The organism is Dysosmobacter sp. Marseille-Q4140 (genome assembly GCA_018228705.1).
In the GTDB taxonomy this organism is placed as follows: Bacteria; Bacillota; Clostridia; order Oscillospirales; family Oscillospiraceae; genus Oscillibacter.
Genome location: CP073694.1, coordinates 2,634,064 through 2,649,452, shown reverse-complemented (window position 1 = coordinate 2,649,452; position 15,389 = coordinate 2,634,064). Strand labels below are relative to the sequence as shown.

15 protein-coding genes are annotated in these 15,389 nt (G+C 57.4%); 8 read left to right on the top strand and 7 right to left on the bottom strand.

Annotated features, from left to right (window positions below):
* Positions 1-101: 101 nt before the first annotated feature.
* Complete coding sequence (locus KFE19_13065; GenBank protein ID QUO37306.1) at positions 102-2,042, bottom strand: LCP family protein; 1,941 nt, start codon at positions 2,040-2,042, stop codon at positions 102-104.
* Complete coding sequence (locus KFE19_13060; protein QUO37305.1) at positions 2,039-2,425, bottom strand: BlaI/MecI/CopY family transcriptional regulator; 387 nt, start codon at positions 2,423-2,425, stop codon at positions 2,039-2,041. Before KFE19_13060 ends, KFE19_13065 begins: the two co-directional genes overlap by 4 nt.
* 730 nt (positions 2,426-3,155) lie before the next feature.
* On the opposite strand from KFE19_13060, the gene KFE19_13055 reads away from it, so the two are divergent.
* The gene (locus tag KFE19_13055; protein ID QUO37304.1) at positions 3,156-3,788 is read left to right on the top strand and encodes a class I SAM-dependent methyltransferase; all 633 of its coding nucleotides are present in this window, start codon (positions 3,156-3,158) and stop codon (positions 3,786-3,788) included.
* 218 nt (positions 3,789-4,006) lie between these two features.
* Here KFE19_13055 and KFE19_13050 read toward each other — a convergent pair whose 3' ends face one another.
* Positions 4,007-4,774 (bottom strand): DeoR/GlpR transcriptional regulator, encoded by a 768-nt coding sequence (locus tag KFE19_13050; GenBank protein ID QUO37303.1) that lies wholly within the window; start codon positions 4,772-4,774, stop codon positions 4,007-4,009.
* Positions 4,775-5,527: 753 nt separating this feature from the next.
* Here KFE19_13050 and KFE19_13045 point away from each other — a divergent pair.
* From KFE19_13045 to KFE19_13025, 5 genes are all read left to right on the top strand, one after another.
* A complete protein-coding gene (locus KFE19_13045) occupies positions 5,528-6,580 on the top strand; it encodes a 4-hydroxythreonine-4-phosphate dehydrogenase PdxA (GenBank protein QUO39629.1) in 1,053 nt (350 codons plus the stop codon).
* Positions 6,580-7,926: a four-carbon acid sugar kinase family protein gene (locus KFE19_13040; GenBank protein QUO37302.1), complete on the top strand. Its 1,347-nt coding sequence runs from the start codon at positions 6,580-6,582 to the stop codon at positions 7,924-7,926. Before KFE19_13045 ends, KFE19_13040 begins: the two co-directional genes overlap by 1 nt.
* A 38-nt stretch (positions 7,927-7,964) precedes the next feature.
* Positions 7,965-8,930, top strand: coding sequence for a 2-keto-3-deoxygluconate permease (locus KFE19_13035; GenBank protein ID QUO37301.1), 966 nt, complete (start codon positions 7,965-7,967; stop codon positions 8,928-8,930).
* Between the two features lie 40 nt (positions 8,931-8,970).
* On the top strand, positions 8,971-9,414 hold the full coding sequence (locus KFE19_13030) for an RpiB/LacA/LacB family sugar-phosphate isomerase (protein QUO37300.1): 444 nt from the start codon (positions 8,971-8,973) through the stop codon (positions 9,412-9,414).
* A 78-nt stretch (positions 9,415-9,492) separates the two neighbouring features.
* Positions 9,493-9,768, top strand: a complete 276-nt coding sequence (locus tag KFE19_13025) for a hypothetical protein (GenBank protein ID QUO37299.1) — start codon at positions 9,493-9,495, stop codon at positions 9,766-9,768.
* Positions 9,769-9,835: 67 nt separating this feature from the next.
* On the opposite strand, the gene KFE19_13020 is transcribed toward KFE19_13025, so the two are convergent.
* From KFE19_13020 to KFE19_13010, 3 genes are read right to left on the bottom strand one after another with little or no spacing between them, the layout of a single operon-like run.
* Entirely contained in the window at positions 9,836-11,245 is a 1,410-nt protein-coding gene (locus KFE19_13020; protein QUO37298.1) for a hypothetical protein, read from the bottom strand.
* Positions 11,242-12,441 carry a hypothetical protein gene (locus KFE19_13015; protein QUO37297.1) on the bottom strand — a complete coding sequence of 400 codons (1,200 nt, stop codon included), beginning with the start codon at positions 12,439-12,441 and terminating at the stop codon, positions 11,242-11,244. Before KFE19_13015 ends, KFE19_13020 begins: the two co-directional genes overlap by 4 nt.
* A gap of 26 nt (positions 12,442-12,467) precedes the next feature.
* Entirely contained in the window at positions 12,468-13,400 is a 933-nt protein-coding gene (locus KFE19_13010) for a WYL domain-containing protein (GenBank protein QUO37296.1), read from the bottom strand.
* 130 nt (positions 13,401-13,530) lie between these two features.
* Between KFE19_13010 and KFE19_13005 the strand changes: the two genes are divergently transcribed.
* Both KFE19_13005 and KFE19_13000 read left to right on the top strand, forming a co-directional pair.
* Positions 13,531-13,764 carry a helix-turn-helix transcriptional regulator gene (locus KFE19_13005; GenBank protein QUO37295.1) on the top strand — a complete coding sequence of 78 codons (234 nt, stop codon included), beginning with the start codon at positions 13,531-13,533 and terminating at the stop codon, positions 13,762-13,764.
* 171 nt (positions 13,765-13,935) lie between these two features.
* Entirely contained in the window at positions 13,936-14,232 is a 297-nt protein-coding gene (locus KFE19_13000; protein QUO37294.1) for a hypothetical protein, read from the top strand.
* 66 nt (positions 14,233-14,298) lie between these two features.
* On the opposite strand, the gene KFE19_12995 is transcribed toward KFE19_13000, so the two are convergent.
* Positions 14,299-15,375 carry a hypothetical protein gene (locus KFE19_12995; protein QUO37293.1) on the bottom strand — a complete coding sequence of 359 codons (1,077 nt, stop codon included), beginning with the start codon at positions 15,373-15,375 and terminating at the stop codon, positions 14,299-14,301.
* Between the last annotated feature and the right edge of the window lie 14 nt (positions 15,376-15,389).

Here is a 15,389-nt window from a genome sequence, read left to right as displayed (position 1 = left end):
GCGATTCGCGCCTCCTCACTGACCCAGACCACATGGGCCGTCCGCTCCGCTCCGGCGGTTTCCGCGGTATCTGCTGCTTTCCGCTCTCCCGTCGGCCGGTCTCACGGGTCATGGGGAACGGCCCCCGCCGCCTCCATAGCCTGCCGGTCCGTCTCCGCCGCCGACTGGGGATCGCTCAGGTCCGGCATCCCACTGATCTCCTCCGTCCCGGCGGGGATCCAGTAGCTCAGATGGCACTGGTATTCCTCGCTCCAGATGGAGCCATTCGCCCCCGGCAGCGTGGAACAGGTCACATCCTCCGCGGACAGACCGCCGGACAGGAGCCCCTTGCTCAGATACAGCAGCTGCTGAGCGGAGAGGTCCGTAGTCACGCTCTCAGCCGCCAAGGCTGTCAGGTCCGCGATCTGTTCCAGGGAGCATCCGCAGACCGCCTCCGCCAGGGCCCCGATGGCCTGCTGCTGGGTTCGGATCCGGTCCAGGTCCCCCTGGGGATAGCTCTCGCTGAGATCGTTCCCCAGCCGGTAGCGCAGAAGCCCCACGAACTGCTCTCCGTCCAGGTGCCGGGTGCCCTCCGTCAGGTGGATGGACAGCCCCTGGGCCGGGTCGTCGTAGTCCATATCCCGGGGAACGGCGCAGGTCACGCCGCCCACGGCTTCCACCAGGCCGGCCAGGGCCTCCGCGTCGACGATCACTGTGGCGTCCACACGGGTACCGGTCAGCTGGGAGACCAGCTCCGCCGCCGTCTCCAGAGGCGTGTCGGAGGAAAAGGCGCCTCTGCCGGGCGTCTTGGCCGTCCCCTCCGCCTGAGCGAAGTAGGTATCCCGCGGGATACTCAGGACATCCAGGGCAGGCCGGTCATAGTCGCATGTCACCAGCAGCACCGCGTCGCAGCTCAGCTGGGGCGTATTCTGCGCAGTGCCCAGGATCAGGATGTGTTGGATCTCCCGGTCTGTTCCGATGCTCTCCGCCGTGTCCGCGGGGACCTCTGCGCCGCCGAAGCAGCCGGTGAGCACCACCGCGCCGCAGACCGCCAGGCCCGCCAGCGCCGTCCAGACCCGGCCGCTGCGCCTGCCGGGGCGCAGGATGCTCTCCAGCCGGTCCCGCAGGGCCCTGGCGTCATTGGAGATGTACGTGGAGGCTGCCGGTCCCCGGATGGATCCGGCTGCATCCAGCAGCACCGCGCCGTAAGCCCGGCGCTCCGCGGCCCCCGCCGCGGCCACCACCCGCTCGTCGCACAGCCGCTCCAGATCCCGCTCCGCCTCCCGGCGCAGCAGCCACACGGCAGGGTTGAACCAGTGGACGGCATTTGCCGTCAGATACAGCAGCTTGCGCCAGATATCCCGGCTCTTCCGGTGGCACAGCTCATGGCGGAACAGGTAGCCCAGCGTCTCCGCCTCATACGTCCGCTCTGGCAGCAGGAGCCTGGGCCGCAGCGCCCCCGCCAGCACCGGGGTCTCCACGGCGGCGCAGCGCAGCAGCGGCGGATGGGGCACCTCGGGCAGCACCGACCGGTACAGCGCCAGTACCGCCTCGTCCTCCTCCGGAACGTCCCACCGGCGGACCCGGCGGCGGAAAAGGAACTCTCCCCCGGCCTGCCACAGCACAAAGGCGGCGGCCCCCACTCCCCAGATCCACTGGGCGGCTGTTTCCGGCGTCACGGACGGCAGCCGGGCGGAGCTTTCCCCCTCCTCCGGCGCAGCGGCCTGCAGGGCCGGTGCCGCAGCGGTCTGGGGGACGCTCTCCGCCGTCTCTCCCGCCGTCTCTCCCCCCGTCTCTCCCGCAGACTGCGGCGCGGCGGCCTGACCGCGGTAGGCCTCTTCCGCCGGAGCCGAAACGGCGGCGGGCAAGGCGATGCGGTAGGCCTGAGGCGGCCGCAGAAAGGGTCCCGCCAGCAGCAAAATCGACAGCAGCAGCCACAGCCGGTTCCTTCCCCCGGCGGAAAAGCGCCGGTACCACGGCCGGGCCGCGGCGGCCAGCGCACAGGCGGCCGCCCCCACCACCAGGGACGTCCGCAGCAGATCGATGACAAAGGACTCCATCATGTTCCGCCCTCCCATTCCTCCAAAAAGCGCTTGAGCTCCGCCATGTCCGCATCGTCAATGGACTTTCCTGCGTACAGCGACGCCACCAGACCGGTCACGGAGTTGCCGTAGAGCTTTTCCAGCACCGTGCGGCCCTCCTGCTGCTGATAGGTCTCCTCCGCGATCAGCGCCCGGTACAGATTGTTCCGCCCCTGCTTTTCGCACAGGAGAAACCCCTTGTCACAAAGGCGCTTCAGAACCGTCATCAGCGTGGCCAGCGCCCAGTCCCGCCGGCCCCGGAGGGCCGCGCGCACCTCGCTGGCGCTGACCGGTCCCTCCGCCCGCCACACTGCCTGCATGATCTCCAGTTCGGCATCTCCCAGCCGTTTGATCTCCTGCTCCATCAGCCTGCCTCCTTTTTATACACTCGTATAATTCGATTTTATTATACAGCCGTATAATTTCTTTGTCAAGTGTCTTTCCGCGCCGGCAGCAGGCGGTCATGACGGATCCTTTCAACTCTCCGCTGATTTTGAAAGAGCGGAACCCGAACACTTCGGAGCGCAAAAAGACGTTCTCCGCCTCCACCTTGCCGGAGCGGCATGCATGCGTTCGGCGATGGCACTCCCGCCCTGACAGAAAACCATCTCAAAATGGCCAGGCGCCCCCGCAAGCGGAATGGCCCGCATTTTTTCCGCCCAGGACTCCTCCAGTTCAAACTGGCAGATCCGTACGCCCGGCATACTGCCGCTCCAGCGGATCAAACCGTGTCCTCCGTTTGTCAAAAATTTACTCACCATATTGCTCTCCCAATCGTCAATATCAGAACTTACCTGCCTTTATGCTGGATCTGGTGGCATATAGTTAGCTAAAGCCAGCTATATGATGCTACGTTGTCCGGCAAATTGCAGGCCCGGAATCCGAAAAATTGGCCGGCACGGACCCGCACAGGATTTGCGCCGGTCACCCCTTGCATATTGCCGGACAGCGTGCTACAATCCGCATATGGTTAGTTTAAACTAACACCATTGCATACCATCCGCAGCCGCCCCGTGCTCCCGCTGGATGCCGGCCGGGACCCCTGCGGGGAACAGCGGAAGTTCAATCCACACAAACGAGGAGGGTCAAGCGATCATGCACAATTTCTTTGAACACACCCGAAATCCGCAGGGCCTGGGCGGAAAAATCATGGTGTCCATGATGAACCGGGGCCATGCCTCCGTGGCCCGCTGGGGCATGCAGCACCTGGAGTTAAAGGACGGCAGCCTGGTGCTGGATGCAGGCTGCGGAGGCGGCGCCAACATGGCCGCCATGCGGAAGCGTTTTTCCGGCGGGCTGGTCATTGGGCTGGACCACTCCCCTGTAAGCGCAGACAAAGCAGAAAAGGTCAACCGCCGGGCCGTGGCCGCTGGTCTTTGCCGGGTCATGGTGGGAGACGTGGCGTCTCTTCCCTTTCCCGACAGTGCCTTCGATCTGGTCACCGCCTTTGAGACCGTCTATTTCTGGCCGGATCCGGAGCAGAGCTTCCGCCAGATGCTTCGGGTCCTGAAACCGGGCGGCTGCTTTCTGATCTGCAATGAAGCCGACGGCTCCGATCCCGCTCAGGAAAAATGGTGTGCCATCATCAAAGGCATGAAGATTTACACCGCAGCGCAGCTGGAGCACTTTCTGCGATCCGCGGGGTTCTGCCAGGTACGCACAGACCGCGTCTCCCGGCGCAACTGGCTCTGCGTGACCGCGAAAAAGCCTTGGCAGACGCCTGGCTGACACATTCCTGCGCACAGCAGGTCAGGCGGCGCACATCCAACAGCAGCAAAAGGAAACAAGGAAGGCGCGAGAACTCTCGCGCCTTCCTTGTTTCGTATGCAGCGGAAACAGGCCCGGGCCGGCCCCTCCTGTTGCCGGTTCCGGAAGCTCGGCAGCGTTTCTGCCCCAGGAGACACGCTCCCCATGCCCCGGATGCCGCAGTGCCGGGCTTGATCTCCCTATGCGATCACAACCCGCACATTCATCTTCTCCGCCTCTTTTACATAGGATTCCTCAATTTCGTTATCCGTAATAATGCTGTAAATCTCATCCACCGAACAGACCATGAACAGGTCCTTGCTGCCGAACTTGCTGCTGTCCGCCAGCACAAAGGTGCGGTCCGCGCAGGCCAGCATCTCCCGCTTCACTTCCAGCTGCGGGGCGCCTGCCGCTGTAAGTCCCACCTTCAGGTTGATGCCGTTGATGCCGATAAACGCCTTGTTGACATGGTATCTGCGCACTTGGGCCGCCGTGATCCCGTCCAGCATGTTGGGAGACTCGGAGAACACCTTTCCCCCCAGCACAAAGAGCGTCACATGATCGCAGGAGACCAGCATGGCAGCCGCGCAAAGGGAGTTGGTGATGACAGACACCTGCTTTTCCGGACCCTTCTGGATACATTCCGCAAGGTACAGGCAGGTCGTGGAATCGCCCAGCATGATGGTGTCCCTGTCCTCGATATATGTGTATGCCTTCTGGGCGATGGCCCGCTTTTGCGCGGCTCGCTCATAGTAGAGGCCCGGCCGGAAGGAAACGGAGATCCCGGCGGATCTGCGGATGGCTCCGCCGTAAGTCCGCTTCAGCCGTCCCTCCTCATCAAGGCGCTTGATATCCCCCCGGATCGTCACTTCCGAGCACTGCAGCAGCCTGCTCAGATCCGTGACCCGAACTTCCCCCGTATTCTCCAGTTCTCTGAGAATCGTTCTCAATCTTTCTTCCTGTTTCATATCGATCTTTCCTGTTCCTGGTTGATGTCCCGCGCCAATCCCCGCCGGAGGCAGTCCGGCCCCATGCAGCCGCAGAATCACGCTGCCGGCGGCCGGCCTCAAACGCTCAGCTGGGCCTTCCTCACCGGAGCGGAGGCCCCGGTCCCGTTGGACGGGGATCCCGCCATCGCCCCGCACAGCGGCGCACGGAGTGCAGGCGTCTTTTCACCCGATCCTCCTGCCCGCTGCAGGGGCTCGGGCGCCGGACATGCACCTGCCGCAAATACCGGAAGCTGGGTCAATTTTATCAGGTTTCCCCGCTGTTTGCAAATGGTTTTCCCGAGCACGGTCCCTTTCCGGCCCCGCGGACCTCCCCTGCTTTCGGTGACTCAGGCGGCCCCGAATCAGGCGAAAGCCGTTCCCGCTTATACAAGGCGGCCTTTGTTCGAAACGCGCGGCCGGAAACAACGCAGATGGGCCGTTTTCCGCAGGTTCCGCCGCAGGACAAAGCGTACGGAAAGTCTGTTTGCGCAAATGCCGCTCCGAAACAAACACAGCCCATTTGCGCAAACGCACAAAAAACGTTACGAAGTTTTGGTAAATTTTAAGCCGCGGAAATCATTGAAGCTATTCGAATATTGTGCTATAAGTAAAATATCAAACAAAAGAAAAAATAAGTCAAAAGCTTTTGTTTTATATGATTAGTCATAATTTTAACTTACGACATCGAAAGGAGACGGAGTTGTGGGAACGAAACCGATTGTAGGCATATCAATGGGGGATCCCTTCGGGAACGGGCCGGAGATCTCGGTCAGGATCTTCAAGGATCCAAAGCTGTATGACATGTGCAGGCCGGTCATTATCGGCGATGCGAGCGCAATGGAGTACGCGGCAGCCGTCCAGAAAACGCTGTCCGGGTTCGACGTGAAGATCCGTCCGATCCACGCGATCTCCGAGGCCCAGTACGTTCCGGGCGTGATCGACGTGTATGACATGGGGCTGATCAAGCGGGAGGATATCCCGGGAGACCCCAAGGATCCCAAGCCCTTCGGCCTCGGGGCCACGGTGCTGGGCGGAGAGTCCAGCTTTCAGTATGTGGTCAAGCTCATCGACCTTGCCATGAAGGGTGAAGTCGACGCGACCGTCACCAATGCATTTTCCAAGGAGGCCATCAACATGGCCGGGCACCATTTTGTGGGCCACACCGAGGTCTATGCCCATTACACCCACGCGGAGAAGTGGTGCACCATGCTGGGACACAACGACCTGCGCGTCGCCCACGTCAGCACCCATTGCTCCTTGAGAGAGGCCTGCGACCGCGTCAAGAAGGACCGCGTGCTCGACGTGATCCGGCTGGCCAACGACGCCATGAAGAAGATCGGCATTGCCAACCCCAAGATCGGCGTGGCGGGCCTGAACCCCCACAGCGGCGAAAACGGCATGTTCGGCCGGGAGGAGATCGAGGAGATCCAGCCCGCCATCGACCAGGCGCTGGCGGAGGGCATCAACATCCCCGAGAAAAAGCCCACGCCGCCGGATACCATTTTCTCCAAGGCACTGGGCGGCTGGTACGACATCGTAATCGTCATGTATCACGACCAGGGACACATCCCCTGCAAAATCGAAGGCTTTGTCTACAACAAGGAAGCCGGCAAGTGGGATGCGGTCTCCGGCATCAATGTCAACCTGGGCTTTTCCATCATCCGCTCCTCCGTGGACCACGGAACCGGATACGGACACGCCGGCAACGGCGAGGCGAACGAGCTGAGTCTGCTGAACGCCATCGACTTTGCCGTGCAGCTGACAGGAGCGAAGGAGGGAGCGTAATGCTTCAGATCGGGGTAGTAGCGGACGACTTCACCGGCACAGCCAGCGCAGGAATGATGATGGCAAAGGCCCACGTGAAAACCGGGCTGTTTCTCAATGCGGAGACGATGGCCGGAAACGACGAGGCAAAAAAGCTGGAGGCCATTTACGTAAGCACCAGCAGCCGCGCGCTCCCTCCCCAGGCGGCATATGAGGCAGTGAAGAGCACCACACTGGCCCTGAAGGCGGCCGGGGTGCGGTACTTTTCCAAAAAGATCGACACCACCATGCGGGGCGGCATCGGATACGAGGCAGACGCCATGCTGGACGTCTTGGGCGGCGACACGGTCGCAGTCATGGTCACGTCCATGCCGCCGTCCAAACGGATCTGCGTGGGCGGCTACTCTGTCATCGACAGCGTCATTCTGAACGAAACCTCCGTCGCGCAGGATGTGAAAACTCCCGTCACGGAATGCTATGTGCCCGCCATCATCCAAAAGCAGACCAGGCGGAAGGTGGACCTGATCCCCATAACGGTGGTGCAGCAGGGCTGCGAGGCCATCCAGCAGGCGCTGCGGAAAAGCCGTGAAGCCGGAACGGAATTCTTCATCCTGGACGCGGTGAGCATGGCCCATGAGGCGGAGATCGCCAATGCCTGCGTGGAACTGAACTGGAACATCCTGGCGGTAGATCCGGGCGCTTTTACCATGAAGCTCGCAGTCGCGCGGGGGATCGCCAGCGAGGACAAGCCAGCGCAGAAGGACGCTGCGGAGCCGGCAAAGGGAAAGACCGCACTGATCATTGCAGGCTCCGCAAATCCGTACACGAAGAAACAGATGGAGCTTCTTCTCCAGGCGGAGCCGGCGTCTGTGCGCGTCAGCGTATCGCCAAACCGCCTCCTGGGAGACGAGGAGGAACACACGGCGGAGGTCACGCAGACCCTCGTCCAACTTCGCAGCGTTTTGCGCGCGCCCAATCCTCCGAAGGTGCTCCTGGTGGAGACGGCGCTCCACGACTCCCTGGTCAATCTCAGGGAGGAGGACGAACGGCATGGCTATGCGCAGGGTGAGAGCTCCGCACGCATCAACCGCGGCCTGGCGGAGATCACCGACAGCGTTTTGCGTGAATTTGGGCGCGATCGCATCGCGGGACTGCTCCTGACCGGAGGCGACACGATGGAAAGCGTCTGCAAAATGATCGGGACTGCCTATATCCGCGCCGTGGACAACATCGTTCCCCAGATCGATGTAGGTCGGCTGGCAGGCTCTTATGACGGCATGCCGGTGGTCGTCAAAGGCGGCTTCTGCGGCTATGACGAGGTGGGCATCGACATTGTAAACAGGATCTTGCTGGAAGCAAACAGATAACAGAGAAAAGCGAGAGAAAAAAGAAGGGGGAAGTATTTATGATTATGAAGTTCTTGAAAAAGGTTCCTGCCGGAATGATGGTAGTCCCGCTCCTTTTGGGCAGCATCATCACCACGATCTTCCCGAATATCTGGCAGATCGGCGGACTGACGCAGGCGGTGTTCTCCAGCGCAGGCACCAATACCCTGCTGGGCGCGCAGCTGTTCTGCATGGGCACCGCCCTGCAGGTCGGCGACATGGGCAAGGTGCTCAAGCGCGGCGGCGTGCTCCTGATCTCGAAGTTTATCATCGGTGCGGGCCTCGGCATTCTGGTGGGCAAGATCTTCGGCTCCGCCGGCTTCCTGGGCCTGTCCTCCCTGGCGATCATCAGCGCAGTCACCAACAGCAACGGCAGCGTATATCTGACACTGATGGGCAACTACGGCGACCGTGCGGACGCCGGCTGCTTCCCCCTGCTGGCGCTCAATGACGGCCCCTTCTTCACTCTGGTGGCGCTGGGCGCCTCCGGTCTGGCGGACATTCCCTTCCAGTCCCTGATCGCGGCGATCATTCCCGTGGCCGCCGGCATGATCATCGGGAATCTGGACCACGACATGCGGGACCTGTTCTCTCCCATGGGCTCCGCCATCATCCCCATCATCGGCTTTGCTCTGGGCACCGGCATCAATCTGGTCAATGTGGTCAAGGGCGGCATCTCCGGCATCGTCCTGGGCCTCACCACGGTGTTCATCGGCGGCGCGTTCATCTGCCTGTGCGACCGCTTTATCAGCCGCCGTCCCGGGTATGCGGCCTGGGGCGTGGCGACCACGGCCGGCAACGCCGTAGCCGTCCCGGCGGCCATCGCGGTGGTGGATCCCTCTCTGGCGGCTGTTGCCGAGACGGCGACGGTCCAGGTGGCCGCGTCTGTGGTGGTCAGCTGCATCCTGGCTCCCCTGATGACCAGCTGGTGGGCAAAGAAATTCGGCTGCCCGCAGTACCCGCTGGAAGGGCAGAAGTTTGACTGAGCCAGTCATCGGTATTCTCTAGAGAACAAGAGGGTTTCCAATGAAAATTGTAATGGCTTGCGACCCCAATGCCGCCGCATTCAAGCAGGAAATGATGGAATTCGTCAGGGAATTGGGCCATGAGGTGACGGATTTCGGCAGCGACGATCCCATCTATGCCAACGTCGCCATCCGGGCGGCGGAGGCTGTGGCGGCGAAGGAATTTGACCGTGGTATCCTGTTCTGCGGCACCGGCATCGGCGTCATGCTGGCGGCCAACAAGGTCAAGGGCGCCTATGCGGCAAACGTACTGAACGTCTATTCCGCCAAGCGGGCGTGCCTGTCCAACAACTGCAACATCATCACGCTGGGCAGTCAGGTCACGGGCAATATGCTGGCAAAGGAACTGATCGCCGCGTACCTGAGCTGCACGTACGAGTACAACGAGCGCTCCGGCAAAAAGGTGGACGCGATCGTGGATTACGAAAACCGCCACACCTGCTGAATACATCAAAAGAGGGGGGCATCCATACGGATGTCCTCCTCTTTTGCAAGGGGCGATTAAAATCGATATTTTCCATAATTGAGACAGCAGCAGGAGAACTGGCAAACCGGCCTTCTGGCCGGCGGCGCATTTGCGCCGTACGAGCGTTTTGCCGCAGGCAAAACCTCGGCGCAGGGCGAATTCACCGCGCAGCCGTTGGCGGCTTTGCCGCCTTACGGATGCGGTGTGCCCCTTGCGGGTGCTTCGCCCGAGCATTCCAATCACCGGAGGGTGGAGCCGCCCTTTGGGCGGCGGAACCCCAAAAAAGAAAGGCATCTGCTTTCAGCAGATGCCTTTCTTTTTTGGTGCGCCTGAAGGGACTCGAACCCACACGCATCGCTGCACGAGAACCTAAAGGTGATGTCACCTTAGTGATAGATCCTTATTCCGTTGTGATCGTACCGTTCTCCAATAGTTCCAGAAGTTTAAACATCAGCAGATCTCTCTGGATCTTGGGTAAAATTTTCTTATCAAACTGTGCATTGATAGATCTAACGGATGCCTTGTCCCCTGCCGCTTCAACGAGATTGCCTGCTTTTAACATGACTTTTGCTCCCCCTGTGCTAGCCATCTGAATGCCTCGTAGAACTGTCCCGCCGGCTTTTTTCCCAATGGCGATCGGAAGGCGTTTATCCTCCGTATGCATTCCCTTTTGCGCAACTCTCTTGACACTTTGAGCAGCCAAGTCCACCAATGCATTTGCTTTATATGCCAGATATTTCTCTTTTTCTTTTGACTTATGGTCCTCTTCCCATTGCAATATTTCTGGATCAAAGGCGCAGGTACTGTACTTTCCATAAAGCTCCACGATCCCTTCCCGCAGCGCGTCGCTCATATTTTCAGGCAGCGCATAATTCAAGAAGATACTACTGCCTTTGCAATAAATCTCGCAGCCATACTGCCTGTAGAGCGGCCTAACTGAAAAGTCATTTTTAAAGGCATCTCTGATGCTATCCGCATCCGGGCTCGTGGGATAGTACACGCAGAAGTCCACATCTACTGGTGCGTCACACCGGGGGTACCTATTGTTCTGCAGCTGCGCCTTCAGTCTTTTAGCGCTCTTGCTCTCCTCCTCAGTCTGAGGATCTTTCTTTTTTCCCATTTTGGGCATCTCAACATAGATCCGGAGCTTAGGAGCCTTTTCAGCCTCCGCCTCAGCGCTTTTGGCGGCTTTCAGATCCTGGTACTTCGCTGCCAATCCCTCCGGCCCCACGGCACGGAACTGCTCATCGATGCTCTCCTGGATCTCTTCCAGAAAATCAGGGGTCGCAACGGCGGCAAAATATCGGACCACCAGATCCTCGTCCATAAAAGCATAATTTCCATAGGTCAGATAGAGATACTCTGAGAGCACCTGCAGGATGGTTTTCTCTTCAGATTTCCTGTCGATATTTTCGATGGGTTCCTGCAGATCAGAGATCTCTTTCATGCTCTGAGGGCGAGTGATGCCCAGATAGTTTTCTACACCGTGCAGGAACTTCTGCCGCAGGCGGTTCCGTTCCGTGTCCGTGGCCTCGGTATGCCGCGCCACTGTATACAGAATGCAGACCAACAGCTCCTGTTCGCTTTCACCCATATTGGCGGGATCCAGTTTGGTTTGGATCCTATAGATACGCTGTTTTTCCTGATCCCCCAAATCGTCAAGAATTACATCCATCATCGAGCCGTATCGGTTGCGCCACTTTTCCATATCCTTACCGATCTTCCGTATGTCCGATGCTTGTTGGCTGAACTTTGTCTCAAAGGGCTTCGCTCCGGCTGCCATTCCAGCCTCAAAATCTCGTGTGCTCATTCTGTTTCTCCTCCCATCTGATCCATAACGGTTTCATACCAGTGATTTTCCAAAAATTCCTGTTTAATTCTTCGAATAAATATCCGATCTGAAATAAGGCGATGTGTTGTTACAATAAGTCCGCCAATATCTAGGTATTGGAGCCCTTGCTCAGCTAATTTAGAATTTTCTGTATAAAAGGCGACCGCCTCGGCTGCACCAACTCCCAGTAGATTGCTGGCGGAGGCAATCGTGTTGGAATACAGCAATATTTTACGGGTACGCGCCTCAAAAAAGTCGATATCTTGTTCGCTTTCCTCCGATAAAAGTAAGAGTCCGTGCAGCTTTGTGATCACGAAGTTGATAAAAGCTGATAGCCCCGCTTGTTTTGACACCTGAACGACGTTTCCAAAATCGATTCCATATTCCGCGAGCCGGCTTGCCACTTTGGGTGAAAAATGTGAAACGACCGGAAATGGCAAGCTTTTTGTGGAGCCAATATCGGATCGGAGATGTTCAATTTCTTTACACAGTGCAGCGCAGACAGCCTCTTTTCCCCCAATACCCTCATGCAGGGTTCTTTCGGAGGTATGATAAAAGACTTCTGCTGTATCTGCTTCCCCTGCAAAACAATCCCGAGGCCCCATATTTCTTCCAGTTTTTGTAATGAGGTCTCGAGTCTCGATATGATATGACTGGAAATCCCATGTCGTCAGAGTGGCAGTCGTGATATTTGCCGTTCCGACTACCAATCCTATGACAGGATCATGTCCGATCGCAGTAGCCCGGTGCCCAAGTGAACCTCCACCCGCAAGTGCGCCATTACTGCCGATGTTCGCATCGAACGGAACCGGACAAGATATGATCTCCTCTAAAGATGGGTGATATAGTGTCGTCCCACGGTTTGAATGCTCCTCTGTCGTTTTTACTTTTTGAGCGGCGGTCTGATCATCCAAACGCTCTGGAAATTTTGTGAGAAAATATTGCCTGACACATTGGAGGGCAATTGCCAAGAAGAGAACAGCCATGTCACTTTTTTGTAGCTGTGTGGCCTCTTCAAATTCCCGGTCGATGTTGGAAAGGGCCTCTTCCGCATGTCCGGCAATATAGCTCGCCCGAGAGGCCTCGACTTCGATCCGTTTGAGCTCCATGGAAATAGACCGCGCTTCTTCGTCGATTAGACGTTTCTCCCGTCTGAGTTCATCATATCTGCTCAATGCCGCCCCTCCATTTCTTCCTTTCTTCAGGTATTTATTCTGGCAACATACTCTCCCTGACTTCTCAGCCACATCTCGATGCCCTTGCCAAACACCTCTGCCTCCACAGTCCAGCCTTCCTTGTCCTGAGACATGATCTCCGCCGTGGGCAAGCGATCCAGCACCGCCTCGATGGACGGGCCGGTATACTTGAAGCGGATGCGTTCCAGCCTGCCGCCATACATGAACTGTACCCGCTTGCGAAACTCCCCCTCCTGAAAGCGGTCCTTGTAAGGGACCTGGAAGTGCTCACCCAGGATTTTGAAAGACCGGATCCTGTCAATGCGGTAGATGGTGGGGAACAGATCATCTGGGTTGTCAAAATCCGTTTTATCTTCCAGAAAAGCGGTCAAGTAGAAGTAGTACTCCGAAAACATGATCCCAACCGGAAGCACCCTGCGGCGTACCAATTTAGGTTCTTTCATGCGCTCGTACTCGATCTCCATCACCCGGTGCTCCTGTACCGCTTGTCCAATTTCCCACAGTCCAGGGAGAATGTGCTGACCATGGTGCGGCTCAATGTAGTGGTGCTTCTCGTTGGCCAGCAGTTCTGTCACCGCCCGTTTGCTCTGCTCCGGCACACAGCAGGAGATCAGCTTGTCCAGAATCGGCAGCATCTCATCCCGGCGCATGGAGCGGCTCTCCAACAGAATCTTGCATACCGCCAGGATCTCGCTGTTGTTCAGCAATGGCAGAGCAGGCTGTTCCAGTTTGTAGCCACGCTTTCCCTTGTCGTAGACGATATCCTGCCGCAGCCCCTGTTCAGCGAAAAAACAGCGCAGCGACTCCATGTCACGCTGGATGCTCCTCTCCGTGACGTGAAACTGCTGCGCCAGTTCCTTTTTCGGAAGAACATCCCCGCTGACCAGCCGGGAATAGATCTGCAGCAACCGCTCTGATTTCACTGCTGTGCCGTCCATACGACCCTCCATGAATCATCATGTGCTCACAAGCATATATTACTATTTACTAGATATGATAATATATTTGCAAACTCATGTCAATTTTTGTCGCGATTCGCTACCATAGTTGCATATGGAGGAATCGACTATGAAATCCGTCTATGCTGAACAATACCGCCAGATCGGGTTGAAGATCGCTTACTACCGAAAGCTCCGGGGGCTGACCCAGGAAGAGCTGGCAGAGCAGGTCGGTCTGACCCCTGCGTATATCGGTCACCTGGAGGCGCCGAACATTTCCAAGGCACTGTCCCTGGACACTTTGTTTGACATCGCCGCAGCACTGGATGTGGCGCCGCAAAAATTTCTGGCCTTTGAGGACTGATGTACACCCATTATAGCACGTATCGTGGACAACGGCTGTCACTCTTTTCCTTTTTCTGACTTTTTTATCGAAGAATTGACGCCGTTGTTTTGTGCAAGGCGATTCTTTGCTTTCCCCTGGATATTCTGGCGCCTCTGTGATATGGTGTCTTGCTGCAAGGAGGCGAGACACATGAACGACACCATGAAGCTACTGTATGATCGATTCTACACACCTCTGCCCATGGAGGAGGCCGAGCAGGAAATCGAGGCCTGCCACCACCAGCTGATTGAGCGGCTGGAAAAACCAGAGAGAAAATTAGTATTGCGGATCATTGATACCCAAAATCTGATTGCAGAGGAACGCTCCATAGACAGCTTTCTCTGCGGATTCAAATTGGCCTGGGAACTCTCAAATGAACTGAACCACTACGAAAGCGGACATCCGTCTCGGTGCGATAAGACCGAAATGGATGTCCGCTTTGATTGATTGTGCCAAAAATTTTATGTGAGGAGTAAAAACCAGCACAATATGCTACCTGACTATTTCCTTTTCTCACACGCAATTTAGGTTCGCTTTCAATTTCTCCAGGATCAGGTTTTTCTCCTCAAGTGTCTGTGATCTTTCATAGCTTCTCAGCGCCCGGTCTCTCAATCGCTCTGCGTCCCGGGCCCATTTTTCAAACTCCGGCTTGCTCATGGTACCCTTGCGTGTGCGAGCAAAGTACTTCTTATAGGCCCGTTGGTGCAGCTTCCAGATCTCGTTGTTGCGCACCTTATCCTGAAAACTGGCCGTTGCACCAATCTCCCGGCAGGTCTTATCTTCCTGACCGGGGGCCGGTCCATCACAGTAAGCATAGGTAGCTCCTGGATACTGGAGAAACCACCGGCCGCAATTGGCACAGCGCTTGGGGACAAAGCCCTTCTGCATCCCGCGCATCAGTTCCACATAGACGAAGTCCAACAGACGGTCAAAGTACATCTTTTCCACCAGTTCCGGTTGGCGGCCTTCCTGCTCCAGTACAGCGTACTGAATATTCACCTGAGGAGCATCAATCTGATTATCCTCCCCTAAGCTGACGCCGCTGACCAGAGCTTCCAAAAAATGATCTGTTAGCTGCTTGGCCAGAGGAATCTTCTTCTGGCCCTTTTTCTTTTCAAATGGCTGGCCCTCAAACAGGGACTCCAGAAACCAGCCGTAGCGCTCTTGAATATATAAAATGTCGTCTCTGGCCCGGATGTATTTCAACAGAAATGCGTCCGGGTCTTTTAGCATTTCAGCAATCAGATCCGGTGGTTGTCCTGCTTCGATCGATTTCCAAAACCAATCTGACTCTATAGCGTCCGGCTCAAGAATATACAGCCGATAGAGAGGAAGCTCCATAAAGGCACACATCAGTGCCTCCAGCTGTTCCGATAGCAGCTCCGGGTCATGAGCTGCGACGGCCTGCTCCACAGCGGATAGCCTGGCACTGTAATCTGTGATGCTGCAGTTAAGAATCTCAGTAAGGGTTGCTCCATAGGGCAGACAGTCAGTAACCCACTCTACCCAGTAGCCCTTATCTCCAAACTGAATTTTGGTGTGGGTGTGGGGGCGATACAGATCGAATACATCTTTCCCCAGAACAGCCATAGCAGTTCCCTCCG

Excerpts from the sequence above, each read along its gene's own strand:
- KFE19_13010 (QUO37296.1), bottom strand. The coding sequence starts at position 13,400 with ATGGACGGCACAGCAGTGAAATCAGAGCGGTTGCTGCAGATCTATTCC.
- KFE19_13005 (QUO37295.1), top strand. The coding sequence starts at position 13,531 with ATGAAATCCGTCTATGCTGAACAATACCGCCAGATCGGGTTGAAGATC.
- KFE19_12995 (QUO37293.1), bottom strand. The coding sequence starts at position 15,375 with ATGGCTGTTCTGGGGAAAGATGTATTCGATCTGTATCGCCCCCACACC.
- KFE19_13060 (QUO37305.1), bottom strand. The coding sequence starts at position 2,425 with ATGGAGCAGGAGATCAAACGGCTGGGAGATGCCGAACTGGAGATCATG.
- KFE19_13030 (QUO37300.1), top strand. The coding sequence starts at position 8,971 with ATGAAAATTGTAATGGCTTGCGACCCCAATGCCGCCGCATTCAAGCAG.
- KFE19_13045 (QUO39629.1), top strand. The coding sequence starts at position 5,528 with ATGGGGGATCCCTTCGGGAACGGGCCGGAGATCTCGGTCAGGATCTTC.
- KFE19_13020 (QUO37298.1), bottom strand. The coding sequence starts at position 11,245 with ATGAGCACACGAGATTTTGAGGCTGGAATGGCAGCCGGAGCGAAGCCC.
- KFE19_13040 (QUO37302.1), top strand. The coding sequence starts at position 6,580 with ATGCTTCAGATCGGGGTAGTAGCGGACGACTTCACCGGCACAGCCAGC.
- KFE19_13050 (QUO37303.1), bottom strand. The coding sequence starts at position 4,774 with ATGAAACAGGAAGAAAGATTGAGAACGATTCTCAGAGAACTGGAGAAT.
- KFE19_13035 (QUO37301.1), top strand. The coding sequence starts at position 7,965 with ATGATTATGAAGTTCTTGAAAAAGGTTCCTGCCGGAATGATGGTAGTC.
- KFE19_13000 (QUO37294.1), top strand. The coding sequence starts at position 13,936 with ATGAACGACACCATGAAGCTACTGTATGATCGATTCTACACACCTCTG.
- KFE19_13055 (QUO37304.1), top strand. The coding sequence starts at position 3,156 with ATGCACAATTTCTTTGAACACACCCGAAATCCGCAGGGCCTGGGCGGA.
- KFE19_13065 (QUO37306.1), bottom strand. The coding sequence starts at position 2,042 with ATGATGGAGTCCTTTGTCATCGATCTGCTGCGGACGTCCCTGGTGGTG.